Genomic DNA, 19,184 nt, shown 5'->3' with positions numbered 1-19,184 from the left:
CGGCGAATGGAATTACACAATCAAGCCCCGAAATTAAGCACCTTCAGAATTGTATACTTTGTTTTTTAACGGGCCCTTAGCTGCCCTGCGTCACGGCCTTGCCGGCGTGGAAATGGATCCCACGTTGTTTCGTCCGGCAACCTTCCTCGATCTGGCCGTCAACAATTTGTCTTCGACGTTGCTGATCAGCGGCATTCTCATGATTCTGACGCTTTTCGCCTTTTTCTTCAATTGGCGCACGGCCCTAATCTCCTCCGTAAGCGTGGTGGTGTCTGCCATCGTCGCGGCAGGCGTACTCTACCTGCGCGGTGTCGAAATTAACATGATGATTATTGCCGGATTGATGATCGGTTTGGTTGCCCTTATCGATGACGCCATCGTCGGCGTCGAAAACATCGTTCGGCGTTTGCGCCAGTCGCGCGAAGAGCGTAGCGGCAAATCCACCTCGAACATTATTTACGAAGCCGTCACCGAAACACGGAGCCCCTTGCTTTACGCGACAGCAATCCTGGTGTTAACCGCGGTGCCGCTTTTGCTTTTGGAAGGCGTTTCCGGCGCGCTTTGGCAACCGGTGGCAAATTCCTACATTTTGGCCTTGCTGGCCTCATTAGCGGTTGCCTTAACCATCACTCCGGCGTTGAGCCTGCTGTTGTTGCGCAAGGGATCACTTCAGGCCGGCGACTCTCCCGCTATGGGCGTATTGCGTGGCCTTTACACCGGCCTGTTTGGCTGGGCGGCTCGTGCCCCGCGCCCGGCGTTTGTTACAGCCTGCGTGCTGGCGTTGGTGGGCTTGCTGTCCCTGGCCTTCTTGCGTCAAGAATCTTTGCTGCCGGATTTTAAAGAGACAGACCTGGTGGTCCGCATGGCCGGCAGCCCGGCCACTTCCCATCCGGCGATGACTCGCATCACAACTCTGGCCAGCCGTGAGTTGCGCTCTATTTCCGGCGTCCGCAATGTCAGCTCACATATTGGCCGTGCGATTATGTCGGATAAGCACACCAACATCAACGACAGTGAAATTTGGATCAGCATTGATCCTGCCGCCGACTATGATGCCGCGGTCGCGCGCGTTCAGGAAGTGGTGAGCGGATATCCGGGATTATCACCGGAAGTTTTGACTTATAGTGAATTGAAGGTGAGAGAGGAACTTTCCGGTACCGGCGAAAACTTGATCGTGCGTGTTTATGGCGAAAACACGGATATGATCATCAAAAAGGCGGAAGAAGTTCAGAACATGCTCTCGAAGGTGAGCGGCATTGTCAATCCCCAGGTGCAATATCCCGAAGAAATGCCGACGTTGGAAATCGAAGTCGATATCGAACGGGCCAAGCAATATGGTCTAAAGCCTGGCGATGTGCGCCGGGCCGCGACGTCCTTGGTCTCGGGCATTGTGGTCGGCAGCCTTTTCGAAGAACAGAAAGTGTTCGACGTCGTCGTGTGGGGCGCGCCCAGTGTGCGCCATAGCGTCGAAAGTGTTTCCAATCTTCTCATCGACCGGCCCGAAGGCGGCCATGTGCGCCTGCAAGACGTTGCTCATGTGCGCATCATGCCGGGCGAAGCCGCAATCTACCGTGACGCAGTCGCGCGCCGCGTTGACGTGGTTGCCGACGTGCGCGGCCGTGATCTTGCCGCTATCGCAGCCGATATCGAAAGCGGCATTGACCAAATCGATTTTCCACTCGAATATCGCGCTGAGCTATTAGGGCAGTATGCGGAGCGGCTCGCTGCCCAAAACCGCGTGATCGCCTTCGCGATTGCCGCTGCCATTGGCATCTTCCTGCTGCTGCAAGTGTTCTTCCAGAGTTGGCGCCTGGCGACGGTTGTGTTTGTGACCCTGCCGATGTCACTCGCTGGCGGCGCTCTGGCGGCCTGGTTGACCACCGGCGGTTCGGTTTCCTTTGGCGCGATCGTGGCATTATTTGCGGTGTTCGGCCTGACCGCGCGCAACAGCATGTCGTTGGTCAGCCGCTACCGGCGTCTTGAGCGCGAGGGTGAACAGTTTGGCGCCGAATTGGTGCAACACGCCACACGCGAGCATGCTGGCCCCATCTTGTTGACGGCAGTCGCGCTTGCGCTGGTGTTCTTGCCGCTGGCGTTTGCCGGTAACATCGCCGGTCTTGAAATCGCCCAACCGCTGGCCGTTGTCGTAGTCGGTGGCTTGATCACCTCGACCTTGTACAGCCTGGCCGGCGTGCCTGCCATGTACTTGCTCTTTGGCGCGAAACGTGAACCCGATCTCGATCTGCCCATCACGGTCGTCACCGAAGAAGAAATGCGCGAGGCGATGGCGCAAATGAGAGAGAGCGGAAAAGCCGAGCCTGCGATGTGAGTACGCTTCTGATGGCCTTGGCTGGGTGAAATTCCCAGCCAAGGCTTGATGACAAATCAAAAAAGATTCCGACAGAATGACCTGATTGAGACGGGCGCTAGCCGCCTGCTCTTAACCAGCATACAACGCAAAGGAGAGAACGATGAAGAATCTGAGCCGTTTGATGATTGCAGCACTGCTTATCGTCGGTCTGCAAATCACCGCGTGTCAAAGGCATCATGCCGGCCACCATGCCGAACACCCGGCTGAAGTTGAAGCCATTCCCGGATCGGACGTCAAGAAAGTGACGCTAACCGAGCAAGCCGTAAAACGGCTCGATGTTCAAACCGAAACTGTGCGCGAGCAGGGCGGTAAGACCGTGGTGCCGTATTCTTCGCTGATCTACGATCCGAAGGGAGAAACCTGGGTCTATACCAGCCCGGCACCGCGCACATACGTTCGCCACAAAGTCGATATCGATAGAATTACGGGGGATACAGTGACTCTGAATTCCGGTCCGCCGGCGGGCACGACGATCGCAACTGTTGCTGTTGCCGAGCTGTACGGGACCGAGTTCAAGGTTGGACATTAACTGGTTGTTGGTTGCTGGTCGCTTGTTGCTGGTCGTTGGTTGCTCGTTGCTGGTTTTGAAAGATTCGTATTGCGCAGGTTTTCTAGTCCCCGACCCTTGTGGGCGGAGGTCAAAAACCATGAGGTCGCGGTTACAGCAATGCCCCACAAGGGGGCAGGACTACGGAATTGAAGTAAAACAGTATACCAGCAACCAGAAACCAGCGACAAGCAGTTTCTCAAACTTTCAACTTTGCTTTGAAAAAAATCAATCATAGAGGTTCGCTATGATGCGATGGATTGTTGGAACGAGCCTGAAGTTTCGGTTCCTGGTGATTGCCGTCGCCGCGGGACTGATGTACTTCGGCATCGGGCAACTTGGCAAGATGCCAGTGGACGTCTTCCCTGAGTTTGCCCCGCCGATGGTCGAAGTTCAGACCATCTGCCTCGGGCTTTCTCCGGAAGAAGTCGAATCTCTGGTAACCGTTCCGCTGGAACAGGTGCTTGCCGGAATCCCCGGAATGACCGTCATGCGCTCCAAATCGGTTCCGGATTTGTCTGCCATTAAAATGTACTTCGAGGCAGGCACTGATTTGCTGCTGGCGCGGCAAAATGTTCACGAGCGCCTGACCACGATATCGCCGATTCTGCCGACCTGGGCCGCGCCGCCGATTATGCTGCCGCCGCTCTCGGCGACGAGCCGTATGTTGAAGATCGGAATCTCCTCCAAAACCAAGTCGGTAGTTGATTTATCGATGATCACCTACTGGACGATCCGCCAACGGTTATTGCGCGTTCCCGGTGTGGCCAATATTGCCATTTGGGGTGAGCGCATTGAAATGTTCCAGGTGAACGTTGTGCCGGAGTGGATGAAGAAGCACAAAGTGACGCTGGATGAAGTAATGGAAGCCACGACTTCTGCTTTGGATGTCGGGTTGTTCCAGTTTTCTGAGGGGCACCATGTCGGCTCCGGCGGCTGGATCGATACGCCGAATCAACGCTTGCAAGTCCGGCACGTTCTGCCCTTGGTCAAAGATTATGAAAATGTTACGGCAAAGGACTTGGGTGAAATGCCGGTTGCGGTCAGAAACGGCCAGCAACTGTACCTGAAAGACGTGGCCGAGGTCGTCATGGGGCATCAGCCCATGATCGGCGAAGGCATCGTCAACGATGGTATCGGCCTGCTGCTCATCGTGGAAAAATTCCCCTGGGGCAACACGCTGCGTGTGACACAAGAGGTGGAAAAGGCGATTGATGCCATGCGGCCCGGCCTGCCGGACGTGGAGATCGACGCCGCCATCTTCCGCCCGGCCACCTTCATCGAGATGTCCATTGACAATCTCAACAAGGCGTTGCTCATTGCGGCATTGCTGGTGATTGTCATTCTTTTTGCCTTTCTCTACGAGTGGCGCACGGCATTGATTAGTTGTACGGCGATTCCCTTGTCGTTGATGGCGGCTTTGATGGTGTTTCACTGGCAGGGAACCACAATCAACACCATGGTACTGGCCGGTCTGGTAATCGCCTTAGGCGCCGTGGTCGATGACGCAATTGTCGACGTCGAAAACATCGTGCGGCGTTTGCGTGAGGCTCGAAAAGAGGGCCGGAAAACTTCGTTCGGGAGGCTTATTCTTGAAGCCTCGTATGAAGTACGCCACGCGATCATCTTCTCGTCGCTAATCGAGATAGCGGCGTTGTGGCCGGTCTTCGTGATGGAAGGTTTGTCCGGCGCATTTTTTAAGCCGCTAGCCCTCTCTTACGCGATAGCGATTGGAGCCTCCATGGTGGTCGCGTTGACTGTTACGCCGGCGATGAGTTTTCTGCTGTTACGCAACGTGCCGTTGGAGCACCGCGAGTCTCCGCTCACCCGCTGGCTGCAGCGCGGCTACGATTCGCTGCTGACGAAAATTGTCAAAAAACCGGGCATGGCCTATGCCACAGTCGGCGTCTTTCTTCTGGGCGGCCTTTTGATCTATCCGCGGCTCGGTCAGTCATTACTTCCTGACTTTAAGGAGAGAGATTTCCTGATGCACTGGCTGACCAAACCCGGAACCTCATGGCCGGAAATGCAACGCATCAGCATTCAAAGCGCCGAGGAACTGCTCGAAATTCCCGGCGTGCTCAACCTGGGCTCGCACATCGGGCAAGCGTTGATCATGGATGAAGTCGTCGGTATGTATTTCGCCGAACACTGGGTTAGTATTGACCCGAAGGTGGACTATGACAAGACGCTGGAAGCAATTCAGACCACGGTCGATGGCTATCCCGGAATCTATCGCGATGTACAAACTTATCTCAAAGAACGCATTCGCGAGGTGTTAACCGGAACCTCGGAAGCCATTGTGGTGCGCATCTTTGGCACGGATCTGGATGTGCTCGGCCAAAAGGCCGCGGAAGTAAAAGAGGCCTTGTCGAAAGTTCCCGGCATCGTCGAACTGCACTTCTCGTTTCAGGAGAAGATTCCTCAGATTGAAGTCAAGGTGGATCTCGTCAAGGCGCAGAAATACGGCCTCAAGCCAGGTGACGTTCGCCGCATGGCCACTACGATGATCGCCGGTGAAGAGGCGGGTGACATTCACATCGGCAACCGCACGTACGACGTGAATGTGTGGAGCATTCCCTCGGCACGCAACAGCGTGACCGATATCAAGGAAATGTTGCTCGACGTTCCCGGTGGCGGTCACGTGCAGTTGCAAGAGGTCGCCGAGGTGCGCGTCGCGCCCACGCCGAATGTGGTTAATCGTGAACACCTCAAGCGCCGCATCGACGTGGGCGGCAATGTCAAGGGCCGTGATCTCGGCGACGTCTATGCGGACGTCGAAGCAGCGTTGGCAACTGTCGAGTTTCCGCAGGAGTACTATCCCGTGCTGCTGGGAGAGTACACCGAGCGGCAGGCTGTCCAGCGTAAGATGCTTATCTTTTCGATCATTGCCGGCATCGCCATTTTCTTCTTCCTGCATACTTCTTTCAAGAACGGGCGTCTGGCAACGCTGTCCTTCTTGCTGTTGCCCTCGGCTTTGGTCGGCGGCGTGCTGGCAGCCTGGCTGGGCGACGGCGTTATTTCGCTCGGTTCGATGGTCGGATTCCTCACGGTTTTGGGAATCTCGGCGCGCAACGGCATCCTGATGATCAATCACTTCCAGCACCTCGAAGAGCAAGAAGGTGAAACCTTTGGCGTCGGTCTGGTGCTGCGCGGGGCCAAAGAACGGCTGGCGCCGATCTTGATGACCGCCTCGACCACCGGCTTGGCGCTGATCCCCCTGGTGATCGCGGGCGCGATTCCCGGAAACGAGATCGAGCATCCGATGGCCGTGGTCATTCTCGGCGGTTTGATCACTTCGACGCTGCTCAATCTGTTTGTGGTGCCGAGCTTGTATTTGAAGTTTGGGCGCCACAGCAACGGCACGCCTGCGGCACAGACCGCATAACGCATCATCCCGCGCTTTCTTGCTATGGCTTCGGCCGGGAGGCGGAGTGAAGTCCCCGGCATCCAGATCGTATTGGACTCGAACATTGCACCCTTTCCTTGCGGAAAACTTCCCCCGCTCGCATAACGAGCGGGGGAGAAATGATGTGAAGGTGCAGGCGGAGAAAGCGTTCACGAACAACTGGCCCGCAAACCCGTCAAACCGCTGGCTGTCTCTCCCGCTTGGTGAGAAGAAGCCTGGCGGAACGGCAGGGAAAGCTGTCCTAATGGAGAACACAACCATGCGTAAGAGAATCAGCCCGGCTGCCAAGCGCGGCCAACGCCCCCTCAGCATGCTGCTGGCGACTCTGATGCTCCTGTTTGCGCCCACCCTGGACGAAGCCCGAGCGCAGACGGAGCCGTTGAACTTCGCCGGAGATTTCCGCGTGCGCTTTGAGGGAACGACCAAGCAGGAGCCCAGCGCCCAGCCCGGCAGCCGCGATCCACGCTACCGCGAAGTCGTGCGCTTCCGATTCGGCATGAACAAAAAGATAAACGGACTGTTCAACTTCGGCGCGCGCCTGGCCACCGGCTCGCCCGATGACCCCAACACCACCGATATCACGCTGGGTGACTTTGTCAACGACCTCACCATCAGCCTGGATCGCGTGTACATGGAGTTGAAGTACAAAAATCTCTTTCTCACCGGCGGCAAATTCGCCAATCCCTTTCGCACCACCGAGCTGGTGTGGGACGGTGATGTGAATCCGCAGGGGGTGGGCGCGAGCTACACCTTTTCCGGCTCCTCAAGCTTCATTCCCAAGCTCACCGGCGTGTATTTCATCATTGATGAACAAACCGTCAATGATGACAGCTACATGCTGGGCGGCCAGATGGAAGTTGCCCTTCGCCCCGGCCCCAACCTCAATCTCACCCTGGCGGGCGGCTACTATGATTACAGCATCAAAAGCTTGCTCAACGCCAACGCCGGCGACATTCAAAGCAATTATTTGACGGTCAACGGCAAGGGTTACCTCTCCGATTTTGATTTGATCAATGCCGTCGCCATCCTCGAGTATCGCGGCTTCAGTGAGCGCTTCCCGGTCCGTTTCGTCGGAGACTATGTGAAGAATCGCGGCGCAGCGGTCGAGGAGGACGCCGGTTTTGCCGCGGATATCTACGTCGGGAAAGCCGCGAAAAAAAGAGATTGGCGGCTGCAATATGGATACTCCAGATTGGAAACCGATGCCGCGCTGGCGGCCTTCACCCATGACAACACTACTTTCTCCAGCAACTATGAGCAACATACGCTGGCGCTCGATTATGTCGTCGTCGAAAACACCGTGCTTACCGCCACGCTGTATCATTTTCGGCGCGACCAATTCATTCCCACTACCGGGCCGGAGGGCAATGAAAACGAGTTCTACACACGCCTGCGGCTGAATGTGCTGGTGAATTTCTGAAAGTGAAGGCAAGGTGACGGCGCAAGCGGAGGCCGGCGGCGACGGCTCAGCACGGATTCAGCGAATTCCATCGCCACGAAAAAAGCGGGCGCGCTCCGGCTGGCTTGCTTGCGTCACCGTTTGATCATGCGCGGGCGTACGTCCGGCGGCGGCAAAGTGATCTCAACCCACCCACAATGCCAGCAAGTAGGTGGAGCAGGCCAGACAAGATCATTGGTCGATTTCATGCCGGCAAATCGAAGCGATGCTCAACGTCTAAAATGTTACGATTCAGTTACAGTTCAGATTTTTTGATTATATTTATTTTATTCTGATCAGTGCAGAGAGAAGTTGGCCTTGCCTGACCAATGGGTTGTTCGGCTCTCATAGTTCTTCGAGGAGGCTGGTTCAATGTCAGACAGAAATAACTCCAAGTCTTCGCGATCTTCGCCCGAAGTATTATTGGCGCGTGACCTGCGCAAGTCGTACGGCCAGCGGGAAGCGCTGAAAGGACTATCGTTTTCCTTGAATGCGGGACGAATCCTGGGCTTCCTGGGTCCGAACGGCGCGGGCAAAACGACTGCGATTCGCATCCTGACGACGATCTTGGAGCCCGACGCCGGCCACTTCGTGGTCAACGGCATCAGCTCTGATCATCCCGAAGAGCTGCGCCGCAAGATCGGCGTATTGCCGGAGAGTTTGGGGTTTCCCAAGCAAATGACCGGGCTGGAGTTTCTGGTGTTCTACGGCCGGCTGTATGGCCGCAGCGCAGCGCAGGCCAAGGCCACCGGCACGGAGCTGCTGGAAGAAGTGGGGCTGGACAAGCGATCGAAATCCCTGATCGGCACTTACAGTCGCGGCATGCGACAGCGCTTGGGCATTGCACGCACGCTGGTGAACGATCCCTCCGTCCTCTTTCTGGACGAGCCAACGCTGGGCCTGGATCCGCGCGGCCAAAAGGAACTGCTCGATTTGATCGAGCGGATTGCGCGCGAGCGCGCCGTCGGTGTGATCCTGTGCAGCCATGATTTGCCGGAGGTGGAAAGCATTTGTGATGACGTGCTCATCTTGAACCTGGGCCAGGTGGTCGCGGCCGGAACCGTGGATGAAATTCTCCGCCAGGGCCGCAGCGGCAAGGGTCTCATGGCCGGAAGCGGCATTCGCATTCAAGTGCCGCAAGCCTCGCTGGCAGAAGCCCGGGGCGTGCTGGCTGCCATGTCGCACGTCGCGAACGTAACGCCGGTGGGCGAGGAAGATGGCTGGCTGCGCGTGGAGTTTGCGAATTTTGCAGAGGGTAATTCGGCGGAGACCGCCTACTCCAACAACACGATTCTGGAGGCGCTGATTCGCGCCGAAATCCCCATTCTTGATTTTTCGACTGAACGCAGCCGCTTGCAAGATGTCTTTCTGCACTTAACCGAGGAGGCCGTGGCGTGAGTACAAAACAGAACATGAACAACAGTCGGGGTGAGCTGCCGGGGGCGGGCGCGCCCACTTGGTGGCTGGTCTTCATCAGAGAGTTGAATGAATTGTGGATGGGCGGCAAGGCGCCGGTGCTCGTCCTCATTTTCAGCATCTTGCTGGGAATCATGACCTACGTGCTGGCCAGCAACAGCGAGCTGAGCCTGATTCCGCCGCAGGAGATGGTGTATGAAACGCTCAAGGCAGCGATCGCCGTCGGCCTGTTCATCAGCCTGATCATCGGCGCGGACAGCATCAGCGGCGAGCGCGAACGCGCCACGCTGGAATCGCTCTTATTGACCCCCACGAGCCGGCGACAGATTGTGTTCGGCAAGTTTCTCGCCGGCGTTTCGCCGTGGCCGGTGTGCTTTGCCATCGCCATTCCCTACATGCATGTAATTTCGCAAGGCAATGAAGTGTTTCGCCATGCCGTCGTCTGGGGCGCCATCACCGGCTCGATTCTGGCGCCGGCGTATACCGCCATGGGGATGATCGGCAGCTTTTGGTCCAATTCCAACAAGACCAGCCTGTTCGTCGGTTTGGGCATCTATGTTCTCTTCCTTTTGCCGACCACCTTGCCCGGCCGTGCGCAAACCGGCCTGATGGGTTCGCTGCTGCAGCAAGTGAACCCGATCGCCGCGGTCAACCACTTTCTGTCGAAGATCTTGGTGAATAACCGAACGCTGGGCGAGTGGTGGCCGTTTCTCCTCTCGTCCGTCGTGTTTGCCCTGTTGGTTTATGGCGTGCTGTTCCTCTATGCCAGCCCAAGCCTTCGGCTGGAAGCGGGAAAAACGAGCAAGTTCTGGGCTGCGATTGGCCGTCTGATCGGGGTGGGCGTGTTGGTGATTGCCGGCTTGGTGGTGTTACCGGGCGTGTCGCCGGCAGCGGCTCAGGAAACGACGCATGCTGCCCCGCAGCATGCCGTGCAGATCACCATCGACATGGACTACAAGACGGTGAAGGCGGGAGACTACATCCTGTACAACACAGTGGTGACCAACCACGGCACGGAAAACTCTCCTGCGCTTTGCCTGGCGATGAACATCGTCAATCTTGATGCGGCCGGTGACATCGTCGATCCCGAAGATTGGTCACCGCAGCGCACGCAATACGTCGAAACCCTGGCGCCGGGCGAGTCCGCTACGCATGGCTGGCGGGTCAACGCGATTCTCGACGGCGACTATCTGGTCTACATGGTCGTCATTCCCGAACCCGCGGGCAGGGACGCCACCAGCCAGCCGGTCGCGAGTTCGGGCATCCACCTGGTCGTGACGCCGTTTACCAAACTCAATCCCGGCGGCGTGTTGCCCTATGCGATCGGCGGTCCGCTCGTGTTGATCGGTGCCATCATTCTGCTCTACCGGATTCGGCGCCGGAAGATCGACATGGGCGGCACCCCGACCGGTTCGTAACCTCGGAACGGGAAAGGCCTCGTGGGGCGAGTCCAACGGCGCACTGATCAATCCCACGCGCCGGCTCGGTAAATCGACCGCCGGGCGCAGCGCCGCAAGCAGAAATGCCGTGGGGCTTTTGGAGCTGTCTTACGTTGAACATTCAAGAGGCGAACGCACCATGCCATGCGTACCGCACTGGCCGGTAGCGGTATTCATCGTTACCAGCCTGCAGTTTACCGCGTGCCAACAGCAGCCGGAACCTCCGCCCGAGGCCGGCCGCACGCGGATCGAATTAGCTGGAGATGCGCGCCAGCGCATACGACTGACCGCAAGAAGAGCCGCAGAGCTCGGCCTCGCGACGGCCCCGATCGGTGAAACCAAATTCGGCGGGAAGGTCCGCAAAGTCGTCCCCGTCATGTCAGTCATCTATGATTCGCGCGGCAGCACATGGGTGTTCAGCAACCCGGATTCCCTGGTTTTTGTGCGCGAACGCGTCAAGGTGGACAGCCTCGCCGGTGAGCTGGCGGTGTTGGCAGAGGGCCCGCCGGTTGGCGCCCGCATCGTCACTGCCGGCGCCGCGAATCTGTTCAACCAGGACGCGGAGGCGACCAGTGGTGGCCAGATTGCAGGCAGAGCCTCCGAGCGCGGCGCGGCCCAAGCCTCGACCGGCACGCTCACCATGCAGCCAGACGGCACGCTCAAACTGGTGCATCAAGTCACCAGTGCCGGCGGCCTGGGCGCGAGCGTTGTCATCGTCTACCAGCCCACCGACGAAGAATATCAAAAGCTGCTCGCGCGCGTCGGCGGTTTGCAGGTTGGTGAGAGCAAGAGCATTGACATGACTGCGGATCAGTAGCAGACGCGATCATGCCACAACCATCGAATCAAGACAGCTATAAGGAGATGAAATGATCAAACCGCTGCAAATTGTTGCCGGAATGGCGTTGCTCGCGAGTTGTCATGGTCTGGCGCTGGGCGCGGGCAGAGAACCCGCCGCGGCGCCGGCTGCTGACCGCGAGGCAATTGCCGAAACCCAGGACCAGAAATCCGGCGTGCCCGAGATCGTCGTCTACGCCTCCGACCTGCCGGAAAGCGCCCTTTCCGAGTTCGATTTTTGGAAAGATCCGGCCGCGCCCGGCGGCAAGCTGGTGGGAACGCCCAATACCGGCGGCGAGTTGGATCCCCCGCCCGAGAATGATCCGCATGTGACCTTCAAGGTGAAAGTGCAGGCCGGCGTTCCGTACCGCTGCTGGATTCACATGAAAGTCGGCAAGCCCAAGGGCAAATCGCAGGCAAACAAGTTCTGGGTGCAGTTTACGGAGGCGGTGGACAAAGACAACCAGGCAATTTTGAAGCCCCGCACCGGCAGCTACTTGACCGCGCAAGGGCCGGCGCAGGAAGGCTGGGCCTGGGTGAGTTCTGATTTTGCCGGCGCCAAAACGCCATCGCTGATCTATTTCAAAACCAGCGGCGAAATCACCGTACGCCTGCAGGCAGGGATGGAGGGCGTCGGCTTCGATCAGCTCATTCTGAGTCCCGCGAAGTTTCTGGAAAAACCGCCGGCTGAAACGATCGTGAAGAAATAGGATGCGATGACACTCACGGGCGGCGCTCGACCGGCGCGCCGGCTTCGAACCAATGGCGATATCGAACAAACACGAACCTGAGGAGCACGGATGGAGAATTCCACCAAATCACTTGGCCAGGGTGCGCGCAGCACGTGGACGGGCCTGCTCATGAGCGCCATTCAGGTGGCAGTGATCGGCTTTGTGGTGTTGCAGGCAAAAGAGTGGTTCGACGCGGGCACGTTCGACACGCCCGCCACCGCGCTCGACGCTGGCTTGATCGCCGGCGCCACATTCCTGCTCAATGCCATTCTCAAATTAACGAAAGCATGAAGTGCTTCACCTGACGAAAGCGATTCGGTTTGGCGCCGGCCCAATATGGCGGGCGCCTTCATTCTTCCACCTCGGGGAGGGCCACGAAGGCTTTCCCATTTTTTTCGCTTCTGCAAACGCGGGAATCAGCGGATCAGGCAGCCTCGCTTCAGCCCCAGTTCAGATTTCCGACTAGCATGGCACAGGCAACAATCATTTAGCGACAACCCGCACTCAACCAACCACGAGGTTAGCCATGAAATCCAAAGTAGCCGCGATGATCATGCTGGTAATCCTGGCGGCGATGGTGGTGTCGCCCAACCGGAGCACGGCACAGGAGATGGTGCCGTCCTATCTGCGCGATCGTGGTACCGGCATGCCCTTGTCACAGTTCGGCACCTACGTTGAAAAGGGCGAGCTGAAGTTCTACCCCTTCTATGAATATTACTACGACAACGACATCGAATACAAACCAGCAGAATTGGGCTACGGCCTCAACGAAGATTATCGCGGCCGCTATCGCGCCAATGAGGGCTTGATCTTTCTGGGATATGGTATCACCGAAAAGCTGGCGGTGGAGTTTGAAATGGCCACGATTTCGGCCCGGCTGGACAAATCGCCCAGCGACCCCTCCCGCGTACCGCAGCGCATCGAGGAATCGGGCCTGGGCGATGTGGAGGGCCAACTGCGCTATCGCTGGAACCGGGAAAGCGCAAGCCAACCGGAGTATTTCACCTACTTCGAAACCGTCTTTCCGACCGGCAAGAAGAACAGCTTGATCGGGACCAGCGACTGGGAGTTCAAGCTCGGGTCCGGTCTTGTGAAAGGACTGCGCTGGGGCACGATCACCCTGCGGGCGGCGGTCGACTATTCCGCTGCGGAAAAAGCCGCGGGGCCGGGCGAGTTTGCGCTCGAATACTTGCGCAAAGTATCCGAAAGCTTTCGGGTCTTCATAATGGTGGAAGGCACAGAAGACGAAATCTTCCTGGTGCCCGAGATGCAGTGGGTCTTCAGCCGTTGTGTGCGCCTGAAAGCCAACAACGGGTTCGGCATCACCTCCAAAGCGACGGACTTTGCCCCCGAGATCGGCATCATGTTTTCGATCCAATGAATCTGCCTGCCCAACCAACACGCTTGGAGTTGCAATGAAAGCAAGCCTCCACCTGCTCGCGGGCCTCACGCTCCTGCTGGGCGCTCGCAGCGCAGCACAAGTTCCCCTGGCGGCGAAACCCGCAACGCCCGGTGCTTTTGCCAAAGCCAATGTCCGCTTCGAACAAAACGCCACCGACGGCGACATGGAAGTGGTTTTCGAGGCAAAGGCCGGGGCCGAAGGATTGGCAAAGCTCATTGTGACTTCGCCCGACGGTCGCACGGTCGCGGATTTCACCGCGCCCGATGCATCGACGCTGGGAATGCGCCAATTCCGCTTTGAATCTCCCGAACCGCAGGACGTCAAGAGCCTGAAAGCGGCCTACCCCGAGGGGGTGTACACTTTCAGCGGAACGACGGTCTCCGGCGCCCGGCTGCAGGGCAAATCCACCTTGCGTCACCGCCTGCCGGCAACCGTCTCTTTTGTTCAGCCGCCCGCCGGCGGCCAGGACGTGGCCATCCAGAACCTGCAGATTACCTGGACGCCGGTCAAGGAGGTGGCGGCCTACGTCGTCTATATCGAACAGGATGAGTTGGATGTCCACGTCACGGCCCAGATCACCGGAACGGCTGTTGCCTTCGAGGTGCCTGACGGCTTTCTGGCTCCCGCGACGGAATACACGCTCGGCATCGGCACGGTCTCCGTGGAGGGCAACATCTCGTACGTCGAGACTTCGTTTACCACTGCCGGCACGGAGTGAATGTTCGGCCATCCGGTTTCTCCCCAAGCCACTTTACGGAGGCGCACTATGCGCAAACAACTCGCCTTTTTCAGCTTGATTGTCCTGCTGATCGGGGCGATCATGGGCTGCCAATCATCAAGCCAGAACGGCACAGCCAACACTTCGGCGCAATCCGATACTGCCCAAATTGCCTCGCCGCCGGGGGTGCAGTATCAATACCGGGCAGTGTGCCTCGACAAGGAGTCGCATGGCGGCAACGTGCAAGTGCTGAGCAAATGGCTGGATGAGAGAGAAAAGGCCGAGGCCCTGGGCCAATATCATGGCGATTTCAAAAACAAGGGCCATCAATGGCAAATCGAGCAGCGCGTCAAGCCGGCGAATGCTGGACAGTAATCTAACGACAGCACCCCCCCGGAGCAGGTTCGCCAGCCATCTCTGCTTTGGTGGAATGGCAGCTCGCGCGTGACCCGCACGCTTCCGGCAACTTGAAAATGAGGAACACATGAGAAACGTGCACCGTTCTGCGGCAATCGCGCTGTTCATGGGAATTCTGCCGTGCGCCATGATCGCCTCCTGCCGATCCGATCGCCTGGAATCAAGCGAGGGCGCGAACGCGCCGGCCGCTGCAATTCAGCCGGCGGCCGCCCTCGCCGCACCGGCCGTGAAAACGCCGGACAACTACATGATTGCATTCCTCGGCGATCAAGGCTTGGGCGAAAACGCACAAGCCGTGTTGCGGCTGATTGCTGCGGAAGGCGCGCAGGCGGTGGTGCATTCGGGCGATTTCGACTATCAGAATGATCCGGCCGCCTGGGAGGCGCAGATCAACGACATCCTCGGCGCCGACTTCCCTTATTTCGCTTCGGTGGGCAATCACGATCGCCACGTCTTTTATGGCGAGGGCGGCTATCAGAGTTTCCTGAGGGCGCGCATGCACCGGCTGGGCATAAGCTGGGAGGGCGACTTGGGGGTGAAATCTTCCTTCGCGTTCAACGGCATTTTCTTGCTGCTCACTGCGCCGGACATTTTCGGCGCAGGACACGCGGAATACGTTCAGCAGAAGCTGGCGGCGGATCATTCGGTCTGGCGGATCGCGAGCTGGCACAAGAACATGAAGCGCATGCAGATCGGCGGCAAATCCGATGAAACCGGCTGGGAGATTTATGAAGCGGCCCGAAAGGGCGGCGCCCTCATCGCCACCGCTCACGAACACACCTACAGCCGCACGCATCTGATGAGCAGCTTCCAGGATCAGGTGGTGGCCAGCCGGTCAGACACACTCGTGCTGTCCGCCGATGATCCCGCCACGCCGGCTGATGAAGGCCGGTCATTCGTTTTTGTGTCGGCCCTGGGCGGCAGAAGCATTCGCGACCAGGAGCTGGAGGGCGACTGGTGGGCCAGCATTTACACTTCTGATCAGCAGGCCAGCCACGGCGCGCTGTTCGGCATCTTCAACTATGCGGGCAAGGAAGGCCTGGCCAAGTTTTACTTCAAGGACATCAACGGCGTGGTGCCGGATGAATTCTACGTCAAAGTGAATGCGATCGAACGGAAGGATTGGTCGGCGAAGTAGCCGGCTGGCCGTCGCCGGGGCCCGCCCTGCTCTGCGGTTGCGCGGGCATGGCAAACACTCTGCGAGTCAAACAAGAATTGCCGCATCGTTCACCGCAGCCGCGCTCTCATGAATCCCTCGATTGGCGGCCTCCCCTGACTATCTACCTCTTCCTGTTGCATTGCCCTCGCTTGCTTTCTTTTGCATCAATCCAAACACCATTGGCAGGGCAAACAGCAGCAACAAGGTCGAAACCGAAAACCCGCCGATCACCGCGATGGCCAGCGGCTGCTGCATTTGCGTGCCGGCGCCGAGGTTGAGCGCGAGCGGCAACAAGGCAAACACTGCGGCAAACGTCGTCATCAGAATGGGGCGGACGCGGATCAGGCTCGCTTGCACCAGCGCCTCGTCCCACGCCATTCCCTCCCCTTGATATTTCACCACGTAATGCAATAAGAAAACCGCATTCTCGGCGACGATACCGACGACGAGAATGGTGCCGACGAAGCTCGACACATTGAAGGTCACGTGCGTCAGCCAGAGCGCGAAGACGACGCCGAAGAGCGAGGGCAGGTTGATCAAAAACACGGTGAGCGGCACGCGGAACGATTCGAATTCAAACAATAAAACGATGAAGACAAAGAGCACCGCGGCGGCGAGCACCAGCAACAAGCCGCGAAACGATTCCTGCTGCGTTTGATATGTGCCGCCGTAGTGAATGGAAACGCCGGTGGGCAGCACCAGCCTGCGTTTCAGCGTGCGTTGAATTTCGGCGACGGTGCTGCCGAGATCGCGCCCCGAAGTTCGCGCCGTCACCGACACCAGTTGCTTCAAATCTTCGCGATGAATTTGCGCCTCGCCTTTGGTGGTGGTGATGGTCGCGATGCTGGCGAGCGGCACGAGAAAGCCGTTGGGCGATTGCAATTGCACTTGCTTGATCGTGACCAGATCGTTGCGCAGCAGATCGTTGTAGCGCGTGCGAATGCCGATGAGTTTTTCGCCGCGCTGAATGCTGGTCTCGGCTTTGCCTTTCATCAAATTTTCCAATTGCGCTTGCACGTCGCTCACGGTGAGGCCGGCGCGGCTGGCTTGGGCTTGATCGACTTTGATGAGAATGCTCGAGCCGGAAATGGTGATGCCGTCGTACACGTCTTCCACGCCGCGAATGGGCGTAATCAGCTCCGCCACCTGCCGCGCCTTTTCTTCGAGTTGCGCTTTGTTGTCGCCGAAAATTTGAATTTCGATGGGTGAGGGCCAGCCGATCAAATCGCCGATGACGTCCTGCATTTGCTGGCCGAACTCCAATTCCATCGTCGGCTGCGCCTGCTCGATGCGCCGGCGGATGTCATCGATGACCGCAAAGATCGAGCGCGCCCGCTCGTGCTTCAGTTTCACCAGAATATCGCCGGCGTTCGATTCGGTGATGAAAAATCCCAGTTCGGTTCCCGTGCGCCGGCCGAAGTTTTCCACCTCCGGCGTCGTGCGCAAAATTTCTTCCACTTGCTTGAGCATGCGGTCGGTTTCTTCAAACGAAGTGCCGGGCGGTGTCAAATAATCCAACACAAACGTACCTTCATCCATATCGGGCATGAAGCCGGTGCCGGTTTGTTGATACAATCTCCAACCGCCGATCATCAAAATCAGGATGAGCGGCAGCACGAGCCATTTGCGGCGGAGCAGGCCGCGCAGCGCGCGCTCGTAAACGTGCAAAAGGCGATGCCGGCTCTTTTGTTCGCGGCTGATCGCATTTTCGATGTCGTTTTCCGTGAGCACGGCGCCGGCCACCAACGGCGCGAAGATGACGGAGAAAATAAATGAGAGGCTGAGCGCGAACACCATCGTGACCGACAGCGCGGCGAAGAACGCGCCGGTGACGCCGCTGAGAAACGCGAACGGAATGTGAATCACCAACGTGGCGAGGCTCGAGCCGACGATCGCGGGCAGCAGCTCTTGCACCGCGCCGTGCGCCGTGGCCATGAAATCTTTTTCGCCTTTGTGAAAATGATGGAAGATGCTTTCGACCACCACGATGATGTCGTCGATGATGAGGCCGACCGCGGCCGCAATGCCGCCGAGCGTCATCACGTTGATCGTCGCGCCGATGGCGAACAGGCAGCCGATGGTGGCGGCAATCGTTGCCGGCACCACGATGGCGGCGACGAGGGTGATGCGCCAGTTCTTCATGAAATAGAGCAGCACCAGCATCGCCAGGGCGACGCCGATGAGAATGGCATCGCGCGCGCCCGCAATCGAATCGGAAACAAACTCGCCTTGATCGAAATAGGATTTGATCTCCACGTCCGGCGGAATTTGGTTGCGCATCTCAGCCAGCAGCGTTTTCGTCGCTGCGCCGATTTGGACGATGTTGCCATCGGGCTGGCGCATGATGTCCAGCAGCACTGCGTCTTTGCCGTTTGCCGAGATGCGAACGAAGACGTCTTCCTCGCCGGAAGAAACCTGCGCGACATCTTTGATACGCACCGGTGCGCCATGGCGCAACGCGACCACCACGTTGCCGATCTCGTCGAGGCGCGTGAACAGATTGTCGGTGAGACTGAGATAGAGATGATAGTTGTCGCTTACCAAGCCGGTGGACGCCACGAGGTTGGCGTTGTTGATCGCGTCGTTGACTTCGCGAATGTCGAGGTTGTACGAAGCGAGCGCCATCGGATCGACGACGACGTGAAACTCGCGCGTTTTGCCGCCAGTGATGCGGATTTGCCCGACGCCTTGAATGCGCAACAAGGCCGGGCGCAGCGTGTACAGGGCGAGATCGCGCAGCTCGACCTGGCTGCGCTTGTCCGAAGTCAAGCTGAACCCCATCACCGGGAAAACGGAAATGTCCATCCGCTCCACGTGAATCGAAGCCGTGGCCGGCATTTCATTGCGCACGGCGGCGATGCGGCCTTGCAGCAATTGCAGCGCGTGAAAAATATCCGTGCCCCAGGTGAAATTGATGGAAATCTCCGAGGAGCCGCGATTCGTTGCCGAGCGCACGGTGACCACACCGGGCACGCCGCGCGCCGCTTCTTCGAGCGGTTTGGTGACTTCGATCATCATGCGCTCGATGGGCTGCTCGCCGTTGTCGGCGAGAATCATGATGCGCGGAAAGGTGATCTCCGGAAACAGCGTGATCGGCAGATTGATGGCCGCGTAAACGCCGGCGAGCGCCAAGACGGAAATCGTGAAGATGATCGCACGCTGATGCTTGTGCGCGAAGGGGATGATGCTCATGTTTGTAGTAGTGCCTTTAGGCACCAGCTTTGAGAATTACAGGATTTTTTGCTGAAGTAGAAGATTTTGCGTTGATCTTGAACGTTCAGCGTCTGAAGGCGTAACCAC

The 19,184-nt window shown here is 58.1% G+C and carries 14 protein-coding genes; 13 read left to right on the top strand and 1 reads right to left on the bottom strand.

Annotation, left to right across the window (positions count from 1 at the left end):
- Positions 1-112 precede the first annotated feature (112 nt).
- The 13 genes from L6R21_25890 to L6R21_25830 all read left to right on the top strand — a co-directional run bounded on the left by L6R21_25890 (position 113) and on the right by L6R21_25830 (position 15,863).
- A complete protein-coding gene (locus L6R21_25890; GenBank protein MCK6562636.1) occupies positions 113-2,329 on the top strand; it encodes an efflux RND transporter permease subunit in 2,217 nt (738 codons plus the stop codon).
- A gap of 142 nt (positions 2,330-2,471) precedes the next feature.
- Entirely contained in the window at positions 2,472-2,900 is a 429-nt protein-coding gene (locus tag L6R21_25885; GenBank protein MCK6562635.1) for a hypothetical protein, read from the top strand.
- A 265-nt stretch (positions 2,901-3,165) separates the two neighbouring features.
- Entirely contained in the window at positions 3,166-6,306 is a 3,141-nt protein-coding gene (locus tag L6R21_25880) for an efflux RND transporter permease subunit (protein MCK6562634.1), read from the top strand.
- Positions 6,307-6,586: 280 nt separating this feature from the next.
- A complete protein-coding gene (locus L6R21_25875; protein MCK6562633.1) occupies positions 6,587-7,747 on the top strand; it encodes a putative porin in 1,161 nt (386 codons plus the stop codon).
- A 390-nt stretch (positions 7,748-8,137) separates the two neighbouring features.
- A complete protein-coding gene (locus tag L6R21_25870; GenBank protein ID MCK6562632.1) occupies positions 8,138-9,163 on the top strand; it encodes an ABC transporter ATP-binding protein in 1,026 nt (341 codons plus the stop codon).
- Positions 9,160-10,599, top strand: coding sequence for an ABC transporter permease (locus L6R21_25865; protein MCK6562631.1), 1,440 nt, complete (start codon positions 9,160-9,162; stop codon positions 10,597-10,599). Before L6R21_25870 ends, L6R21_25865 begins: the two co-directional genes overlap by 4 nt.
- Before the next feature lie 160 nt (positions 10,600-10,759).
- Entirely contained in the window at positions 10,760-11,437 is a 678-nt protein-coding gene (locus L6R21_25860) for a hypothetical protein (GenBank protein ID MCK6562630.1), read from the top strand.
- Positions 11,438-11,489: 52 nt separating this feature from the next.
- Positions 11,490-12,167 (top strand): hypothetical protein, encoded by a 678-nt coding sequence (locus L6R21_25855; protein ID MCK6562629.1) that lies wholly within the window; start codon positions 11,490-11,492, stop codon positions 12,165-12,167.
- Between the two features lie 90 nt (positions 12,168-12,257).
- Positions 12,258-12,479, top strand: a complete 222-nt coding sequence (locus L6R21_25850) for a hypothetical protein (GenBank protein MCK6562628.1) — start codon at positions 12,258-12,260, stop codon at positions 12,477-12,479.
- Between the two features lie 235 nt (positions 12,480-12,714).
- Positions 12,715-13,569: a hypothetical protein gene (locus tag L6R21_25845; GenBank protein ID MCK6562627.1), complete on the top strand. Its 855-nt coding sequence runs from the start codon at positions 12,715-12,717 to the stop codon at positions 13,567-13,569.
- 34 nt (positions 13,570-13,603) lie between these two features.
- Positions 13,604-14,308, top strand: coding sequence for a hypothetical protein (locus L6R21_25840; GenBank protein ID MCK6562626.1), 705 nt, complete (start codon positions 13,604-13,606; stop codon positions 14,306-14,308).
- Positions 14,309-14,356: 48 nt separating this feature from the next.
- Positions 14,357-14,683, top strand: coding sequence for a hypothetical protein (locus L6R21_25835; protein MCK6562625.1), 327 nt, complete (start codon positions 14,357-14,359; stop codon positions 14,681-14,683).
- 109 nt (positions 14,684-14,792) lie between these two features.
- A complete protein-coding gene (locus tag L6R21_25830; protein ID MCK6562624.1) occupies positions 14,793-15,863 on the top strand; it encodes a metallophosphoesterase in 1,071 nt (356 codons plus the stop codon).
- A 138-nt stretch (positions 15,864-16,001) separates the two neighbouring features.
- On the opposite strand, the gene L6R21_25825 is transcribed toward L6R21_25830, so the two are convergent.
- On the bottom strand, positions 16,002-19,076 hold the full coding sequence (locus tag L6R21_25825; protein MCK6562623.1) for an efflux RND transporter permease subunit: 3,075 nt from the start codon (positions 19,074-19,076) through the stop codon (positions 16,002-16,004).
- Between the last annotated feature and the right edge of the window lie 108 nt (positions 19,077-19,184).

The organism is bacterium (genome assembly GCA_023150945.1).
Lineage (GTDB): Bacteria > Zhuqueibacterota > Zhuqueibacteria > Zhuqueibacterales > Zhuqueibacteraceae > Coneutiohabitans.
This window is presented reverse-complemented; position numbering and strand designations above follow the sequence as displayed.